Origin of the sequence: Paenibacillus sp. FSL R5-0345, assembly GCF_000758585.1 — a bacterium.
Lineage (GTDB): Bacteria > Bacillota > Bacilli > Paenibacillales > Paenibacillaceae > Paenibacillus_AQ.
In genome coordinates this window covers 4,807,529-4,824,734 of sequence record NZ_CP009281.1, presented here as the reverse complement: position 1 = coordinate 4,824,734, position 17,206 = coordinate 4,807,529, and the positions used below count along the sequence as shown (strand labels likewise).

General features: G+C 44.3%; 18 protein-coding genes and 1 pseudogene. 14 read left to right on the top strand and 5 right to left on the bottom strand.

Annotation, left to right across the window (positions count from 1 at the left end; all coding sequences use genetic code 11):
* Positions 1–28: 28 nt before the first annotated feature.
* Positions 29–142 (top strand): annotated as a pseudogene (locus tag R50345_RS32225) (Gfo/Idh/MocA family oxidoreductase); the annotation flags it as partial.
* A 42-nt stretch (positions 143–184) separates the two neighbouring features.
* Entirely contained in the window at positions 185–1,198 is a 1,014-nt protein-coding gene (locus R50345_RS21475) for a Gfo/Idh/MocA family protein (RefSeq protein ID WP_042129968.1), read from the top strand.
* A 94-nt stretch (positions 1,199–1,292) separates the two neighbouring features.
* Here R50345_RS21475 and R50345_RS21470 read toward each other — a convergent pair whose 3' ends face one another.
* Positions 1,293–1,505: a hypothetical protein gene (locus R50345_RS21470; RefSeq protein ID WP_042129966.1), complete on the bottom strand. Its 213-nt coding sequence runs from the start codon at positions 1,503–1,505 to the stop codon at positions 1,293–1,295.
* A gap of 265 nt (positions 1,506–1,770) precedes the next feature.
* Here R50345_RS21470 and R50345_RS21465 point away from each other — a divergent pair, with 265 nt between their 5' ends.
* The 3 genes from R50345_RS21465 (at position 1,771) to R50345_RS21455 (ending at position 4,177) form a co-directional block, all read left to right on the top strand.
* Entirely contained in the window at positions 1,771–2,301 is a 531-nt protein-coding gene (locus R50345_RS21465; RefSeq protein ID WP_042129965.1) for a hypothetical protein, read from the top strand.
* A 16-nt stretch (positions 2,302–2,317) separates the two neighbouring features.
* Entirely contained in the window at positions 2,318–2,965 is a 648-nt protein-coding gene (locus R50345_RS21460; RefSeq protein WP_042129963.1) for a hypothetical protein, read from the top strand.
* Positions 2,966–3,064: 99 nt separating this feature from the next.
* Complete coding sequence (locus R50345_RS21455) at positions 3,065–4,177, top strand: DNA alkylation repair protein (RefSeq protein WP_042129961.1); 1,113 nt, start codon at positions 3,065–3,067, stop codon at positions 4,175–4,177.
* 135 nt (positions 4,178–4,312) lie between these two features.
* On the opposite strand, the gene R50345_RS21450 is transcribed toward R50345_RS21455, so the two are convergent.
* Entirely contained in the window at positions 4,313–4,894 is a 582-nt protein-coding gene (locus R50345_RS21450) for a hypothetical protein (protein WP_042129959.1), read from the bottom strand.
* Positions 4,895–5,161: 267 nt separating this feature from the next.
* Here R50345_RS21450 and rnhA point away from each other — a divergent pair, with 267 nt between their 5' ends.
* Genes rnhA through R50345_RS21435 form a run of 3 tightly spaced genes read left to right on the top strand, consistent with a single transcriptional unit; the run spans position 5,162 to position 6,972 of the window.
* Positions 5,162–5,824, top strand: a complete 663-nt coding sequence (gene rnhA / locus R50345_RS21445; RefSeq protein WP_042129956.1) for a ribonuclease H — start codon at positions 5,162–5,164, stop codon at positions 5,822–5,824.
* Between the two features lie 43 nt (positions 5,825–5,867).
* Positions 5,868–6,536 (top strand): uracil-DNA glycosylase, encoded by a 669-nt coding sequence (locus R50345_RS21440; RefSeq protein ID WP_042129954.1) that lies wholly within the window; start codon positions 5,868–5,870, stop codon positions 6,534–6,536.
* 31 nt (positions 6,537–6,567) lie between these two features.
* On the top strand, positions 6,568–6,972 hold the full coding sequence (locus R50345_RS21435; RefSeq protein WP_042129953.1) for a hypothetical protein: 405 nt from the start codon (positions 6,568–6,570) through the stop codon (positions 6,970–6,972).
* Positions 6,973–7,079: 107 nt separating this feature from the next.
* Here R50345_RS21435 and R50345_RS21430 read toward each other — a convergent pair whose 3' ends face one another.
* Both R50345_RS21430 and R50345_RS21425 read right to left on the bottom strand, forming a co-directional pair.
* Positions 7,080–8,189, bottom strand: a complete 1,110-nt coding sequence (locus R50345_RS21430) for an AI-2E family transporter (RefSeq protein WP_042129952.1) — start codon at positions 8,187–8,189, stop codon at positions 7,080–7,082.
* Positions 8,190–8,389: 200 nt separating this feature from the next.
* A complete protein-coding gene (locus R50345_RS21425) occupies positions 8,390–8,665 on the bottom strand; it encodes a hypothetical protein (RefSeq protein WP_042129950.1) in 276 nt (91 codons plus the stop codon).
* Positions 8,666–8,947: 282 nt separating this feature from the next.
* Between R50345_RS21425 and R50345_RS21420 the strand changes: the two genes are divergently transcribed.
* The 5 genes from R50345_RS21420 to R50345_RS21400 all read left to right on the top strand — a co-directional run bounded on the left by R50345_RS21420 (position 8,948) and on the right by R50345_RS21400 (position 14,527).
* The gene (locus R50345_RS21420; protein WP_156114843.1) at positions 8,948–9,748 is read left to right on the top strand and encodes a DeoR/GlpR family DNA-binding transcription regulator; all 801 of its coding nucleotides are present in this window, start codon (positions 8,948–8,950) and stop codon (positions 9,746–9,748) included.
* Between the two features lie 148 nt (positions 9,749–9,896).
* Positions 9,897–10,808: a 1-phosphofructokinase gene (pfkB, locus tag R50345_RS21415; protein ID WP_042129946.1), complete on the top strand. Its 912-nt coding sequence runs from the start codon at positions 9,897–9,899 to the stop codon at positions 10,806–10,808.
* Positions 10,809–10,846: 38 nt separating this feature from the next.
* Positions 10,847–12,775, top strand: a complete 1,929-nt coding sequence (locus R50345_RS21410) for a PTS fructose transporter subunit IIABC (protein ID WP_042129944.1) — start codon at positions 10,847–10,849, stop codon at positions 12,773–12,775.
* A 264-nt stretch (positions 12,776–13,039) separates the two neighbouring features.
* Complete coding sequence (locus R50345_RS21405) at positions 13,040–13,540, top strand: Crp/Fnr family transcriptional regulator (RefSeq protein WP_042129942.1); 501 nt, start codon at positions 13,040–13,042, stop codon at positions 13,538–13,540.
* A gap of 315 nt (positions 13,541–13,855) precedes the next feature.
* Positions 13,856–14,527, top strand: coding sequence for a YitT family protein (locus tag R50345_RS21400; RefSeq protein ID WP_042129940.1), 672 nt, complete (start codon positions 13,856–13,858; stop codon positions 14,525–14,527).
* A 259-nt stretch (positions 14,528–14,786) separates the two neighbouring features.
* Here the strand turns inward: R50345_RS21400 and trhO are convergent, their stop codons facing one another.
* Complete coding sequence (trhO, locus tag R50345_RS21395; RefSeq protein WP_042129939.1) at positions 14,787–15,683, bottom strand: oxygen-dependent tRNA uridine(34) hydroxylase TrhO; 897 nt, start codon at positions 15,681–15,683, stop codon at positions 14,787–14,789.
* A 532-nt stretch (positions 15,684–16,215) separates the two neighbouring features.
* Between trhO and R50345_RS21390 the strand changes: the two genes are divergently transcribed.
* Positions 16,216–17,010, top strand: a complete 795-nt coding sequence (locus R50345_RS21390) for a TIGR00266 family protein (RefSeq protein ID WP_042129938.1) — start codon at positions 16,216–16,218, stop codon at positions 17,008–17,010.
* Positions 17,011–17,206: the final 196 nt, after the last annotated feature.

The window sequence follows — 17,206 nt, the reverse complement described above, 5'->3', positions numbered from 1 at the left end:
GAATGAACTTTGATAATTAGAGCAAGGGTACCATGTATTTTGTGAGAAACCGATGGCCAGACACTCTGCCGAGGCTTGGAAAATGGTAGAGGCGGCGCGGTCAATGCACAGGCAGATTGGACACTGGAAGGTGCTTGGATAGCACTTGATTGATTATTTTTCATTTAGCGGGGGAGGATTCACTATGTTAAGAATAGGTTTGATTGGCTTTGGATTTATGGGACGGATGCATTTTGATAATTATGTTCGCTTAATGGAAGAGGGGCATCCCATCGCCCTTAAAGCCATTTGTGATTTGCGAATTGAGGAACTAAAAGACGGTAAAGCGGACGGCAATATGAGTACCGCTCAAGAAGTGTATGATTTAACAGCTTACAATCTCTATGATGATCTGGAGAAAATGATTGCGGGTGAGGAACTGGATATGATCGATATTGCAGTTCCTACTTACCTGCATGCTGAAATGGCTTGTTCGCTGCTAGAACGTGGATATCATGTCTTCTGTGAGAAGCCGATGGCTAGAACTTCAGTAGAAGCGCAGAAAATGGTAGAAACCGCGGAGCGCAGTGGAAAAAAGCTGATGATCGGACAGTGCCTTCGTTTTTGGCCAGGGTATGAATATTTGAAAGAAGTTGTCGAAACTGAGCAATTTGGTAAAGTAACGGAAGGGTATTTCTACCGGGGTTCAGGAGCTCCTAAAGATTGGTTTCTGGATGAGAAGCTAAGCGGCGGAGCTATCCTGGATATGCATATTCACGATACGGATATGATTAATTATCTATTCGGCAGACCGGATAAAGTATCGACTTTAGGAAGGAATGTTCTCCCAGAAAGTGGATACGATATTGTTTCTACACACTATTTTTATAAGGATGCAAAGGTGATCAATGCTCAGGTGGACTGGACGCTGGAGGGCGACTTTGGTTTCTACATGGGGTACAGAGTTAACTTCGAGCGAGGAAATGTTGTATTTGATGGTAGTGGAGTCAAGGTGAATCCCAATGATGGAGCAGGCTTTACGGTAGAGCTTTCCCCGGATGCGGGTTACTACAGAGAGTTGGTTTACTTCCTGGATGCGATTATTCAAGAGAAGCCTATCGTTATATGTACGCCGGAGAGTGCAGCAGAATCTGTGGAGATCATAGAGGCGGAAGTACAGTCAGCGAATGCCGAAGGGGAATGGATTGTACTTAACTAACAGGATATAGAGGATGGATAGGCGTGCCTGGAGGATAGATCATTGTAGATGATTCCTCCAGGCACGTCTTTTTGGCCTGTATTTTCGTCTATCCTTATTTGCGCTGGAATTTTGTATTGTCCCTAGCATAGTGCGATACGGAGCCGTCATATCTTCTTAAACGTACCTGTTCATCGGAGAACTGTTCCACAATTCCTGAGGCTACCTCTGAATACATTCCATCAGGGTCAAGCTGTAGAGCAGAAATATAAGTTTGGGATAAAGCGGCTATAAAAAAATCAATATTTTTATTAAGTGTATGTGGCATGGTATTCCCTCCGGTGATATCTTCAACATGTATGAATGTATAATCCTAAGGAACTATTTTACCACGTTTTGCTGATGATTTTGAGGAGGAATTACTTGGTTTTGGTCAAAAATATGCGAAATTTGGTTGTAATTATATATATTATCCGAAGATCACCCGTGGGCAGGTAGCGAAGTTGTTTCGCTGTCTGCCCTTTTTTTACATTCTGGTTTGAAAAGAATCCTGCGGACGGATATGATTTGTGTAATGAAAGGATGATCGCCAAATGACAGAACAGATTCAAAGAGCCAAGGAGTTATACACACGATTTCTGGGTCATTTTTTAAATATGCATAAGGCAGGTTTGCTTAAAGAGTATAAGAGTTTTGAAATTCCTAGAGAACAAGAATTAGAATGGCTGAATGAATTAGCCTTGGAGTACGCCGAGCAGTTGTCGATCCGGGATTGGGATGCGATTACTGCACTAGACGCTTTATCGAGAAACTATCAAGACAGCTGGATTGTGGAGAAGGTATCTTCCTTTGCCTTGCGGAATATGATGAGTGCGGACAGTTTGGTTAGATTAATCTACGCAGAGAAACTGGTTGAAATCATTGGCTCTCATAAACAAGTGATCTCAAAAGAACTGTTATTTGAGGCCTGTAAGGCTGCCGTGCAAATCCTCGAAAATGTAATTTCTCAGCCGTTGGTCATTGACCCTGGACATGATCTTAAGGAGCTTGGCCTTAAAGATAAAAGAGCTTTGAACAGTCGTGCAGAGCAAAGTATGGAACAGGTGAAGGTACTGATTAATTAACCGTTGGAGGGAAAATATGAGATTACTCGTAGCGCAACCCAATCACGAACCCCATTTGGAGCATTTGCTCAAAGAAATGAGCAGGCAGGATTCTTTTGACGCGGTGTTGTATCCGGAAGGTTATGTAGCAGATGAGGTCAGTGTGAAGACTTTATGTGAACTCGCCAAAACATATAAGAAGCTGATCATTACAGGATATAGGAACAGCAATAACAAGGATAGAGCGCTGATGATTCATCCTTCGGGGGATATCATTTTGGAACGAGCGAAATCACCGATGGATGAACAGCTGTATCACCCTTCAGTTGCGGAAGCGGATAGTCTCCGTATTGGTTATTTGCTGTGTGTTGAGCTGCTGCAGGGATACATAGGTTTGGAAGGACAAGCAGAGTCGTTAGATTTCATCGGGCATCCGATTGGGGTGGGCATGTTCAGCGAAGAACAGTTTACATTATGGATCGAGGAAGCCACTAGGATTGCCATTAAATATAACACGATGATCATTGGGACAAGCCATGCTGACGGATCTTACCGAAATTGCGGAATTTCGATTCCCATCTCTTATTGGATCGATTCTACTGGAGAACCTATTTATATTTCGAGCAATGATACGAGAAGTCGCATTCTTAATCTCGAGACAAAGCAGGTTGATGTGCTAGATTAAGGAGCGGCTGAAGTTGACATACTGTTGTCAAATTGGGTGTGCTACGATTTCATAACAGATTAACTCTGAAGATCTATAGAAGAAAATGAGGGATATTCAATGGCTGAACCTTTAAAAGCGATGTACAATGAACAATTTCTGCATGATTTCGGCGAAAAGATTCGCAGTGTATATAGTGTTTTCGACACGGATGCATTTGTCATTTCGGCTATGTCGGAACCCTGGGATGCGCTCGAACTGAAGGCAAGGATGCGACGGATTACGGAGACACTGGGAAGTCATTTACAGCTTCCCTATGAGGAAGCACTGGCGATATTGTTCGCCATTGCTGAGGATTGTGTAGGATTTCCATACTTGATCTTTCCAGATTTTGTAGAGGTATTCGGGCAAGCAGCTGAACATTGGGAGTTGTCCATGCAGGCGCTGGAAAGGTTCACATCAAAATCGTCGGCAGAATTTGCAGTTAGACCGTTTCTCATTCGTGAACCGGAGCGGATGATGGCGCAAATGCTAGTATGGTCGAAGCATCCTGATGAGCATGTACGCCGGTTAGCAAGTGAGGGTTGTCGCCCTCGACTACCATGGGGACAGGCGCTCCCGATGTTTAAGCTTGATCCAGCCCCTGTGCTGCCTGTACTTGAGCAACTGAAGACAGACTCCTCCCTATATGTGCGCAAGAGCGTGGCCAACAATTTGAACGATATTGCGAAGGATCACCCGGAGGTAGTACTTGAGACCGCACGCCGCTGGATAGGTACAGATCCCCTCACAGACTGGATTGTGCGGCATGGTTGTCGTTCTTTGATCCGTAAAGCTAATCCGGAGATCATGGCTTTATTTGGATATGCGGAGCAAGCAGACGAAGCAACACCACTCATAACGAGTGCTTCTATCACGATTGATCCTTCCATCCTGCGGATTGGAGAAAGCTCCGAATTACAATACGAGCTTCAAGTTTGTGAAGGAACTCCTGCCCGTGTTCGAATAGAATATGGCATCTATTTCGTGAAGGCTACAGGTCGAACCTCTCGTAAATCTTTCTTACTATCAGATAAAACAGTACCTGGGGGTACAATTCTGTCTGGCAAACGGACGCATCGCTGGGCGGATTTAACCACTCGCCGTCATTATCCCGGGGAACATCAGATAGTGTTGTTGGTTAACGGGCGGGAAGTAGCAAATACGGTGCTGAAACTTGAGGGGGATGAGTAAATGAAAAAAGAAGTATTGATTCTTTTAAGTAATCCAATGAATTTCCAGTGTGAGGAATGGGATTTTATCAGGAATAATGAAGGCATGAAAAAAAAGGTGTTCTCAGGTCATATAGACTTGAGAGCACCTTTTTGTTTATTTTTTCACTTCAGTAACACCAGTTACTTTTCCTTGATCCGAGGTATCGAAGGTGGATTGATACTTAGCATCTGCGAAGTAAACATTCCCTTCAACCGTTGCATTTACTAAGCTGAAGCCATCCGCTTCTACGTATACATCACCAATAAATGTGCCGCCTTGAATACGAGCGTTTTTACTCTTGATCGTAAGTTTTGGTGCAGTCAGTTTATAGGAGTTAGTGATATTGTGATCTGCATCTTGTGTGTAGAGAGCAATTTTACGGGCGGGTTCATCTTTATTCGTAAATTGTCCGTCCAGTACGAGATCCTCGGTGAAGGTCAAGTCTTTCAGTGTAGCAGCTATCCAAGTACCGTCTGCACTGATAGCTTTTTTAAAGGCCTCTTCATTATCCACTACTGAAGCTGAGGTTACAGCATCTGTGGTGTTATTTGGGGTATTAGCGGTACCTTCGTTATTGGCGTTGCCAGGTGTAGTGGTGGCGGTAGGGGTGACGTTGGCATTGTTATTGGTTGAGTTTCCGCATCCGACCAATAGCACAATTGCAAATACTGCGGCTACGCTTGCTATCTTTCTCATCTGTATAACCTCCCTGAGTAATTGTACTGATATCCTTCGAGCTTACTATAGACTGATTAGTTAATATTAATGTGGTGCTTTGCTTGTGGACACAATAATATTTACCGATCATTCTACAAATGGTAATATAGGCCTGGACATCTCTGGCGTATAGTATGAACTGAAAAGTGTAATTTATACGGAGAAATTTGCGAAAAATAACAATCTACTTTCGATGAAGAAGCATTTTGGATTACAATAAGTTAAGGTGAAAAAGGAGCTATACCAATGGCTAAACAGAAGTATTATGTAGTATGGGAAGGCAAGCAACCGGGAGTCTACAGCACTTGGGCAGAATGTCAGGCGCAGACCGATCACTATACCGGAGCCAAATATAAATCTTATGAATCTAAAGCGGCGGCAGATGCGGCTTACACAGCAGGTTGGAAAGGCAATTGGGGAACAGGGGCATCTGCATCTGGCGCAGCTAAGTCTAAGGGGACAAGTTCTTTTAAACGAAGCGCATCAGTTGAGACCTCAGCAGAAATTGATTACGACAGCATATCAGTAGATGTAGGAACTCGAGGCAATCCGGGTCCAGTTGAATACAAAGGCGTGGATACACAAACCGGAGATATTATTTTCTCTTGTGGGCCGATTAAAAAAGGAACTAATAATCTAGGTGAATTTTTAGCAATTGTGCATGCCTTGGCGCTGCTGAAGAAAGAGGGAAGTAAGAAGACGGTCTACAGTGACTCTGTGAATGCAATGAAATGGGTAAAGCAGAAAAAGGTTGCGACAACCTTGCCGCGCGATGCTTCAACAGAGGAGATTTGGGTGCTTATTGACCGGGCAGAACGTTGGTTACAAACCAATACGTATGACAATAAAGTGCTGAAATGGCAGACCAAAGAGTGGGGCGAAATCAAGGCAGATTACGGTCGGAAATAGGTGCAGTAAGGTTCTGAGTTTCGGATTGAGGAGGAGAAACGGGATGTTCGGCAACGATTGGGATGAGATATTACGGGAAGAAATGCAAAAAACTTATTTTCTGGAGCTTATGGCTAATCTGGAAAGTGAATATAAGGATCATACGGTCTATCCGCCAAAAGAATTGCTATTCACGGCGTTAAGGCTTACGCCATATAGTGAGACACGGGTTGTTATTCTGGGTCAGGATCCCTACCATGGGGCGGGACAAGCTCACGGCTTAAGCTTCTCTGTAAATCCGGGCGTGCGTGTACCGCCTTCACTGCGTAATATTTATACGGAGCTAACGGAGGATGTCGGAGTACCGATTCCTAACCATGGGTCCTTACTGGGATGGGCAGAACAGGGAGTACTTATGCTCAACTCAGTACTAACGGTACGAGAGGGAGAACCGAATTCTCATAAAGGTTTAGGCTGGGAGACATTCACAGACGCTATAATGAAGAAGTTAAATGAAAGAACTACACCGATAGTTTTTATTTTATGGGGAAGTCACTCACAAAAAAAAGGCGCCTTTATAGACCAAAGTCGACATGAGGTTATTCAGTCTCCACACCCGAGTCCGCTCTCTTCCTATCGTGGATTCTTTGGTAGTCGTCCTTTTTCGAAGGTCAATCAGTTTTTGGAGCCGAAGGGTATGAAAGGGATCGATTGGTTCATTTCGGACTTATAGCTAGTGGGATGTTGGGAAGGAGGAGGGGGCTATGAAGCATTGGGTAGGTAAACCGGTTATCATGTACTGCGGTGAAGAACCTTACACAATCATGAAGGGGATTTTGCGCAAATGGGATCTTTCTGCTTCTGTAGCGGTTATCGGTCATCAGGAAATTGCCGTGCCTTTCCAGGATATTGTGGTCATCAAGGCTTTGGCTCCTAGAGAAAGAGCGCTGCCTCCAGTCTTGCATTCTGTGGGTTATGTGATGAGGGAACGGCAGCAATTTGATAACGCAGTATATTTTAAATCGGCAGTGAGCGTGTGGAAAGAGGATCGGCTGATTGCTCTGAACACGACCATCGTTTCGCATACAAAGGGTTCAGTTACACTACAGGATGGACAGAACCTTATGAAGGGCAATCACATCTTTGTAGTTCGTTCTTTACGGGGGTAATTATTTTAGTTCCTCTATTAAGAAAAATAAAAAGGTGCGTCTCCAATTGGAGGCGTACCTTTTTATTTATGTAACTTCAGACAGTTCGTATAACTTCTTAGCAAACGTTATAGCTGTTCATTCTTCAGAGGCTCAGCCTCTTCCTCTCGATCTGCAACAATTATCTCATACACTCGCAGGAAAATAATTTTGGCAATCATATAGACGGGCAGTGCAATTAGCACGCCAATAATACCGTAGAAATCACCGCCTATAAGAACAAGAAGGACAGTAGTTAGTGGATGAACATCTAATGATTTTCCGTAAATGATCGGTGAGAGTACGTTATCTTGGATTTGCTGAGCAATGAATATGACAACCAAAGACCATATTGCCATCGTAGGTGACTCAATGAATCCAACAATAACTACCGGTATTCCCGCAAGGAAAGAACCCACATAAGGAATGAAATTGAGCGGTACAGAAATTACTGCGAGCAGCAGTGAGTAAGGCAGTCCGATGATAAGGAATCCGATATATAACATAATACCGAGTACGACGTTTAGCACCACACGTGTGACAATGAAGCTGCTCAGTGCGCTGTCGATATCCCCGAACATCTCTTTGCTTTCCTTACGGTATTTTTTCGGGATTAGACTCTGTAATTTAGGGGATAGCTTATAGTCATCTTTCAGCATGTAGTACAGAATGATGGGCAAGGTAGCGATTAGAATAACAATACTGGAAACTACGCCGATCAAATTGGACATCGAATTGGTCACCCAAGTAATAGCATCGCTTAGATATTCTGATATACGGGCAGCTATGTCAGAGTCTCCTTGGAAAAAACGTGACAATGACGGATTGTCCCTTAATGCATTGAACTGATCTTGTAATCCCTGAACGAGATAAGGGGTGTTATCAATAAAGTTCTGAATTTGTTCTTGCAGCGTCGGCCAGACTAGAACCCAGAAGAGAATGAACAATCCCGCAAATAGGAAATAAATGAGCAGGATGGAGAGTGTGCGGTTTAATTTTCTTTTTTCAAGAAGCCTTACTAACGGCCGTAACAGGTAGTACATGAAACCTGATAGTACCATGGGAACGAGTAATAATCTGAAAATGGCAGCCAGTGGTGCGAATAGAAACATTACTTTAGAGCCTAAGTACAAAATAAGTAAAAAAGCGATAATAGCAAGACTTGTCCGAAAATACTTCTGTTGTTGCAATAGAAACATCCCCCAGTTTCAAAATAATAATCTATGTAGTTTAATAACCCTAATTCACATGTCTTGATTCAAAAGAGTGGATTACTCTCCGGTAGGTAGTTCTTGGCATATCCGTGGAGGATGACCATTTGACTAAGGCTACGCCAAGTAAGAGGTTCACAATTTATAACCATAACATCATCATTTCAATCACTTAGGGGCTTCGTAGATCATCTTGATTTCCGTCTAGAGGATTTTCTCGTGGATAGAGTGAATATTTCTGGCACTATAACCTCTCCTCCGCTTTCCTTTGTAACCTGTCTTGCCTTGACGAGAGATAAAAAAGCAAAAAATTCCCCTAAAGTGGCCAGTGCGGCAGCGATGATTTCATAATCTTCAGCGCTTAATTCTGCAGTTTCTTCCTGATTTACATTCCCATTGTTATTTCCATTGCTTTTAGCATTGCTGCTACTGCCCGTTTTTTTGTTATTTCTTCCGTTGGCCATTTCTGATCACCCGCTTTTCCCTATATGTAATATTAATATGATTTAAAGACCGTTAAGGAGATAGGCGACTGGTATCTAATTTTCTGAGGGGGCTATCCAACCTTGGAGATAAGCTGAGATCAATCCATTTATTACATTTTGTTAGAGTGTCATTTTTAATGTTAAAGCGCTTTACAGATGATGAAAACGCTGTTAAAATCATAAACGAGCACAAACGATCAATAACAGTCATAAATAATCAATTAATGATCATGAATTTCCAAAGATAAGCGCAATTTATAGATGGGATGGCGCTGTAACTTAAAGGAGCGAACCACGATGTTGTTTGAGGAAGAGAGAAAACAAAGAATCGTGCTTTTTGTGGAAAAGAATTCAAGAGCTTCGGTACAAGAGCTAAGTCAGGAACTGGGTGTATCCGAATCCACTGTACGCCGTGACCTGAAAGAGCTTGAAGAAGCTAAGTTGTTGAAACGAACACATGGCGGGGCAGTTTCCCTGCAGAGTGTCAACTTTGAGGCGTCCTATCCAGATAAAGAAGATCGCTTGTTGGATGAGAAGCAGAGGATTGCACGCAAGGCTGTAGAGATGATTGAGGAAGGCGATGCTATTCTGCTGGATGCTGGAACAACAACGCTGCAGATTGCCAAAGAATTAAAGACTTTTTCTAATATCAAGGTGATTACGAATTCAATCATGGCGCTCAATGAGTTGAGGGATTGCCGGAATATAGAAGTTTCGATTACAGGTGGTATGCTGCGGCCCGATACACTGGCTTTTGTAGGACCGATGACAGAACGTTCTTTAGAAATGGTGCGAGTGGATAAAACCTTTCTTGCAACTAACGGATTGGACCTACGAGAAGGCATCACGACTCCAAATATGCTTGAGGCTGCGACTAAGCGCAAAATGATCTCGGTTGCGAAGCAAGTGATTCTGCTCGCTGATCATAGCAAACTGGGTCAGGTATCCTTCTGCAAGGTTGCCGATGTGATGGAAATGGACCACTGCATTATTGATTCTGGTGCATCTGACAAGTTCATCCGTGAGCTCACGCAAATGGGCGTTGACGTCTCTCTGGTATGACCCTAGACAGATGATATTTTTATGGATAGAAACTGCCTTAATTTGAGTGGTAAGGAATCATCGTAAGATCGTTTGGAGAAATTACATTTGCCGCATGTTCAAGCGGTAATCTAATGGCTTAGAAAACCAAAATAATTGAGGGATAACAATGATCTATACAGTAACGCTAAATCCTTCCATTGATTACATCGTGGAAGTTGAAGATTTGAGACTAGGTGATTTGAACCGGATGAAACGTGATTTGAAGCTTCCCGGTGGTAAAGGGATTAACGTGTCCCGCGTGTTAAATCAGCTTGAGGTTCAGAATAAGGCTATAGGCTTCCTTGGTGGATTCACCGGGCGATATATTGAGGAATGGTTGCGGAAAGAATCAATTTCTAGTGATTTCGTATTTGTTTCTGATGATACCCGAATTAATATCAAACTTAAGCATGGAGAAGAGACAGAGATTAACGGTGCAGGGCCTGTCATCAATGATACGGAGGCTGATGCGCTGTTGCAGAAGCTATCCGCTTTGAACGAGGCTGATGTTGTGATCTTGTCGGGAAGTGTTCCCCCATCGCTTGGCGCAGATTTCTATGACAAGTTGATATCTGTATGCAAGCAGAGAAGGGCCGAATTTGTAATTGATACTACAGGGTCAGCGCTGACAATGGCACTCCCTCATCAGCCGTTGCTCGTTAAGCCCAATCATCATGAGCTTGCAGAGCTATTCGGCGTTACGATACAGACTAAGGAAGAAATCATTACTTATGGACGTAAGCTGCTGGAAGCAGGCGCGAAGCATGTGTTGGTTTCAATGGCGGGTGAAGGTGCCTTATTCATAACGGATCAGGGGGTATACCACGCCAATGCTCCAAAAGGAACAGTAAAGAATTCTGTGGGCGCAGGGGACTCCATGATCGCTGGATTCGTAGGTACATTATCCTTGACTGGAGATTTGATGGAGGCGTTCCGAGCAGGTGTTGCCTCAGGAAGTGCAACGGCGTTCTCAGATGACCTGGCAAATAGAGAATTTATCGAGAAACTTAGACCGCTGATCGACATCTCAGAAGTGTAAGCTAACAGCATTCAAAGTACTCAAGGGAGTTGGAAGACATGAAAATTACGGATTTAATGATAAAAGATACAATGATTATGGATTTAAAAGCAACCACTAAAGAAGGGGCAATTGATGAATTGATTGCCAGTCTTGCCGCAAGTGGTCGTATCAATGATCCTGTTCTATTTAAAGAGATGATTCTGAAGCGTGAAGAGCAATCCAGTACTGGGATTGGTGGCGGTATCGCAATGCCACATGCTAAGACTAAAGCGGTGAATGAAGCGACAGTTGTGTTTGCCAAGAGTGCGACAGGCGTCGAATTCGAATCGCTTGATGATGAGCCGGCTCGGATTTTCTTTATGATTGCCGCCCCAGAAGGAGCGGGCAACATGCATCTTCGTACATTGGCCTCGCTGTCCAGACTGTTGATCGATAGTGAATTCATTGAACAGCTGATGAATACCCGAACGCCAGCTGAGGTATCCGCCTTGTTCGATGCGAAGCAGGCGGAAGGAGAAGCCAAGGAGAAAGAGAGCGAAGCTGCTGAAGCTGTTAAGAAGTCAGAACCTGAAAAGCTAATTATCGGCAACCCGGATTCCCAAGCATTCGTCGTAGCTGTTACAGCTTGTCCTACCGGAATTGCGCATACCTTTATGGCTGAAGATGCGCTCAAGAAGAAGGCTCTGGAAATGGGAGTTAATATCCGTGTAGAAACGAATGGTTCTGAGGGAGCCAAGAACGTCTTAACAGCCGATGAAATTCGGCGTGCAAGTGGTGTAATTGTCGCAGCGGATAAACAGGTGGAAATGGCTCGCTTCGATGGTAAGCCTGTGCTGCAGAGACCGGTTAGTGACGGTATTCGTAAATCGGAAGAACTTATTCGCAAAGCAATGAACGGCGATGCACCGATCTACCATAATGAAGGCCGCAGTGGCAATGAGGGAGAATCAAAAGAGAAGTCAGGTAGTATCGGCAGTAAAATATATAAGGACTTGATGAACGGTATCTCCCACATGCTGCCGTTTGTAGTCGGTGGTGGTATTCTGCTGGCGATCTCCTTCCTGATTGAACAAGTCGGCGGAGAGGATCATCCACTATTCCAGTTACTGCAGACGATTGGCGGCGGCGATGGTGCCTTCCATTTCCTAATTCCTGTCCTTGCAGGATTTATTGCGATTAGTATTGGTGATCGTCCAGCCCTGATGCCGGGTATGGTTGGCGGTTACATGGCCTTGAATTCCAATGCTGGATTCCTCGGCGGTCTGGCTGCAGGTTTCTTGGCTGGTTATGTTGTTATCGGTCTGCGCAAGGTGTTTGCAGGTCTGCCAAAAACGCTCGACGGATTAAAGCCAATTCTGTTATATCCGGTATTTGGTCTATTGATTACCGGTGGATTGATGTATTACCTGTTCGATCCGATCTTTAGCTGGATGAACGTAGGGCTCATTAATTGGCTTAACGATCTTGGAACCGTTAATGCAGTAATTCTGGGTCTCGTTCTTGGTGGCATGATGGCTATTGATATGGGAGGTCCTTTCAATAAAGCGGCCTACACTTTTGCCATCGGGGTATTCACTACCAGTGGAAATACTAACGGATTCATGATGGCAGCTGTAATGGCAGGCGGTATGGTTCCTCCACTTGCAATAGCGCTTGCTACTACCTTCTTCAAGAATAAATTTACAGAATCAGAACGTAAATCAGGGTTAACAAACTATGTATTGGGCTTATCGTTCATTACAGAAGGGGCGATTCCATTCGCCGCTGCCGATCCATTGCGTGTTCTGACCTCTTGTATCCTAGGTTCAGCCGTAGCTGGTGGTCTCACTCAGTTTTGGAATATCAACGTCCCAGCACCGCATGGCGGGATCTTTGTAGCCGCACTTTCGAGCCACGCATTGTTGTTCCTGTTGGCTGTTCTGGTCGGATCTGTTATTTCCGGATTAATGCTAGGATTATGGAAGAAACCTCTTGAGGCAAAATAATAAAATAAGTAATTTGAACTGCTGGGTGCCGGACGCTTCTTCTGGTGCTCGGCAGTTTTTTTGAATATAAGAATTTGTATGTTTACTCTAAAAACTACCCCTCTTTTTTCGCAGAAACGATCATCTTCCCTGAGAGGACGCTGAAGGCGTTTCTTAACTTGACCGCGTATTTCCCTCAACCCTTGCGAGAATAATCTCCTTACATGGGGTTTATTTTTGTATAATTGAAAATATATATAACAAGAGGGCAAAGGAGCGAGCGAGATGATACTGCATAAGGGGGAAGTCTTGTTCCGTCAAGGGGACAGCTGCGAATTCTTATACAAGGTGAAAAGTGGGCTGTTCAAGGTAACAAGACTTCATGAAAATGGGAACATGGTGCTGTTTAACATCTTGTATCCCGGAGAGATGGTTCCCCATCATTCACTCATTTCGCCAAAGGAGGCGCATGGAACAGCAGTTGCGATGATGAAGAGCGAGGTGGAGGCAGTCCCTTCAGCGGCATGGTATCAACAGTTAAGTGAAGATCCGGGTCAAGCGATGGAAATCGCCAGGCTGCTCCAAGAGAAGGTGCGATTTATGCAGACACGCCTGGATCACCTTACCGTAGGTACCCCTGCAGAACGCCTGGAATTGCTTACCCGATGGTTCAATGACTACTCACATGGCGCAATGCTAACAGAGTTATTGACACAGGAAGAAATAGGACAATTGATCGGTGTGAGGCGTGAAACAATCAATCGATTGCTACGGAGTGTAGAGTGACTCCTGCTTTTTTATAGCAAAGTGTTTAGAGTGGGGGATCTCCGTGGTATAATGTATTCAGAACTTATTAAATTAGAGAAAGGATCAGGATACCATGTGTCCCCGAAGGACGATTCCCCAAAGGACGATTTGGAAACGTTATGATCTGTCTTATACTTAGCTTCCCTGTAGAAGGTGCGTGAACCGTTGTTACTCGACGAACCGCCTCTGCGAGGGGAAGGAGTATATATATGCGAAGGAGCAACACCTCCGGTTTTACCCGTCGTAGAGGTTGGTGGGACGTTTAGCCGCCATATACGATAAGGGGAGACCTGTATGAGGAACCACAATTACGGAGTGAATGTACTGCTCCGGTTGACAGTCATTTTGTTTGGAACATTTTTGCTTGCATTTGCTTATTATCACATCAATTTTCAGAACCATTTGTCTGAGGGCGGATTCGTAGGATTATCGCTACTCGGCAAATATGTATTAGGAATTTCACCTTCAATTTCAACTCTGCTTCTAGACGTTCCAGTACTCTTGATTGCATGGATGTTCAAAGGGAAAGCGTTCGTGTGCAACACCTTTGTTTCTGTAGGAGCTTTTACAATCTTTTACGGACTCATGGAACGTTATTCCGATTTGGTCATTAACTTGCAGGGCAATTTGGCATTAGCAGCCCTTTTGTCTGGCGTACTGACAGGTTTAGGCGCGGGAATTATTCTGCGAAGCGGCGGCGCAAGTGGTGGAGACGATATTTTGTCGCTGCTGATCAGTGAATGGAAGGGAATTAAAGTAGGTACAGTATTCATCATGTTGGATGTCATCGTTCTGGCATTATCACTCTTTTATATGCCTGTTAAGGAAACAATGTATACCGTGATGGCGGTAGTCGTAGCTGGCTATGTGATCACTTTTACAACCTCTTTAGGCAAACCAAAGTTAGTGAAGGCGCCAAAGATTCAGTCTACGATGCGCAAGCCGCATGATGGAACAGTAATGTGAAGAAGGTTGGTATAAACAGCTTTTTTCGGGGATATACTACGATTAAGGTCAGCCAGAATTTCTGGTTGACTTTTTTTGTTGGATAAGTGACGTAATTTAAAGGGGTTGCAGCTCTCAGGCATTGCTCGGACGTTTCGCTCATAACAAAAGGTGGCGTACAGTGAAAATCCTGTACGCCACCTTTTAGTTAATTTAAGACTCTTATGTGCTCATCTTTGAATCGTGTAGAAACATTTGCGACCAGCTTGCCCCTTTTATTTCAGCCCACAGCATTCGTGATAGCTTCGCATTCGTCCGAGCAATGACCACTATGCTGTGTTTCACAGTCCTCACAGCAAATATGCTGTAGATGGCAAGCATCGTTGGCGCAGTTGATGAATTGGTCAGCTGGCTGACCGCAGTGATGGCAACGACCAACAACGATATCCTCGTCGGTATGATTAATCTGTACGGAGATCCGCTCATCGAAGACATAACATTTTCCATCAAACAGTTGGCCCTGTACCTCAGGGTCTTTACCATAAGTTACTATGCCGCCATCCAGCTGGTACACCTGCTGGAAGCCTTCCTTCATCATAAACCCGCTTAATTTCTCGCAGCGGATTCCGCCGGTACAGTAGGTCAGGATTGGTTTATCTTTTAGCTCGCTCATATTCTCGCGAATCCAGTCTGGGAATTCTTTGAAGCTGTCTACTTCAGGGCGAATCGAACCGCGGAAATGACCAAGATCGAATTCGTAGCCGGTACGACCATCCAGAATTACCACATCATCGCGCTGCATCATTTCATAGAAATCTTTAGGCGCCAGATGCTCTCCGGTGATCACGTTAGGGTCCAGTTCATCCTCGACACGGAACGTCACGAGTTCCTTTTTATAACGAACGAAGATCTTTTTGAAGGCATGACCATCAGCCTCATCGATCTTGAAGACGATATCGCTAAACAGCGGATTTGCGCGCAAATCCTTCATGTATTGCTCGGTTTGGGCAATCGTTCCGGACAGTGTCCCGTTGATGCCCTCATCTGAGATGAGGATTCGTCCTTTTACGTCAAGCTCTTTGCAGTAAGCCAAATGCTCCTGAGCGAATTGTTCTGCATCCGGCACTTTTACAAATTTATAGTATAGCAGAATTGCATATTCCGATTTTGGTTTCATTCTTTTCACCTTTATCATTAGAATTAGACTACTAAATAAACGTTTAAGTATAAAAAGTATTGTAACATATTATCAAGACTTGAAAAAGATACTCTTGAAGCGGTAATGGTTAAAACTTGGATATTAATAAGAAAAACAGCGCAATGAATATGTCTGAATCATCATGCATATGGGGGATTAGTCTGCGAAGTGGCGGCGCGAGTGGAGGAGACGATATTTTGTCGCTGCTGATCAGTGGATGTGGGAGTCAAAGAAGGTACTGTATTCATCATATTGGATGTAGCCGTTTTGGCGTGATCACTCTTTTATATGCCTGATAAAGAAACAATTTATGCGTGATGGCGGCTGGTATAAACTGCATTTTTCGGGGATACTACGATTTAGGTCAGCCAGAATTTTGGTTGACTTTTTTGCTGGAAATAGGTAAATAACATGGGTAGTCATGATTGGCGAAACCGTGAATCACAACGCACGTATTAATTTTCATTCGAAGAGTCACATCGTGACTTTAATAATAAGGAGGAACTACGGGATGAGTGCTCACGAGATTGATTATGTCATTATGGGCGAGGAAATTCAGTGTGTGGAGGTACAACTAGACCCCGGAGAGAGTGTAGTTGCCGAAGCTGGAAGCTTCATGATGATGGATCAGGAAATTACGATGGAGACGATTTTTGGTGATGGTAGTGGGGGTACGCGCGGTAGCGGACTGATGGGTAAGCTGATGGGTGCGGGCAAACGTCTGTTGACAGGGGAAAGCTTGTTCATGACCGTATTTACACACAGCGGTTCTTATGGAAGAAAAAGTGTCACTTTTGCTGCTCCATATCCAGGCAAAATCATCCCGCTTGATCTTCAGCAATACGCTGGAAAAGTGATCTGTCAAAAGGATTCATTCCTTTGTGCGGCGAAGGGCGTCTCGATCGGTATTGAATTTCAGCGTAAGCTGGGTACGGGCTTTTTTGGCGGAGAAGGCTTTATTATGCAAAAACTGGAGGGTGACGGCCTTGCATTCGTACACTCTGGCGGTTATGTTATGGAACGCACACTTCAACCGGGAGAGACGCTTAAGCTGGACACGGGTTGTCTAGTCGCTATGACGTCTTCTGTGGATTATAATATTGAGTTTGTAAAAGGGGTCAAAACCGCGCTATTCGGCGGCGAGGGCCTGTTCTTTGCTACGCTGCGCGGTCCCGGTAAGGTGTGGGTGCAGTCGTTACCATTCAGCCGTATGGCTGACCGCATTCTGTCCGCAGCCGGTAACAACGGACGCAAAGAAGAAGGCAGCGTGCTTGGGGGACTTGGTAATCTGCTGGATGGCAGATAGGATTGGCCGAGGTTGATGGGTAGAGTGATGCCCCAGAATAGTGCGACTTGGCTCAAATGGGGCAAAAGAGGTGTATAAATCCCCCAGATTCGTCTGAATTGGCCCAAATGGAGCAAAAGAGGAGTATAAATCCCCTAGATTTGCAGGATATGAGCAAATCCAGCCTCCAAATCGAGCTAACCTAACACCCTTAACG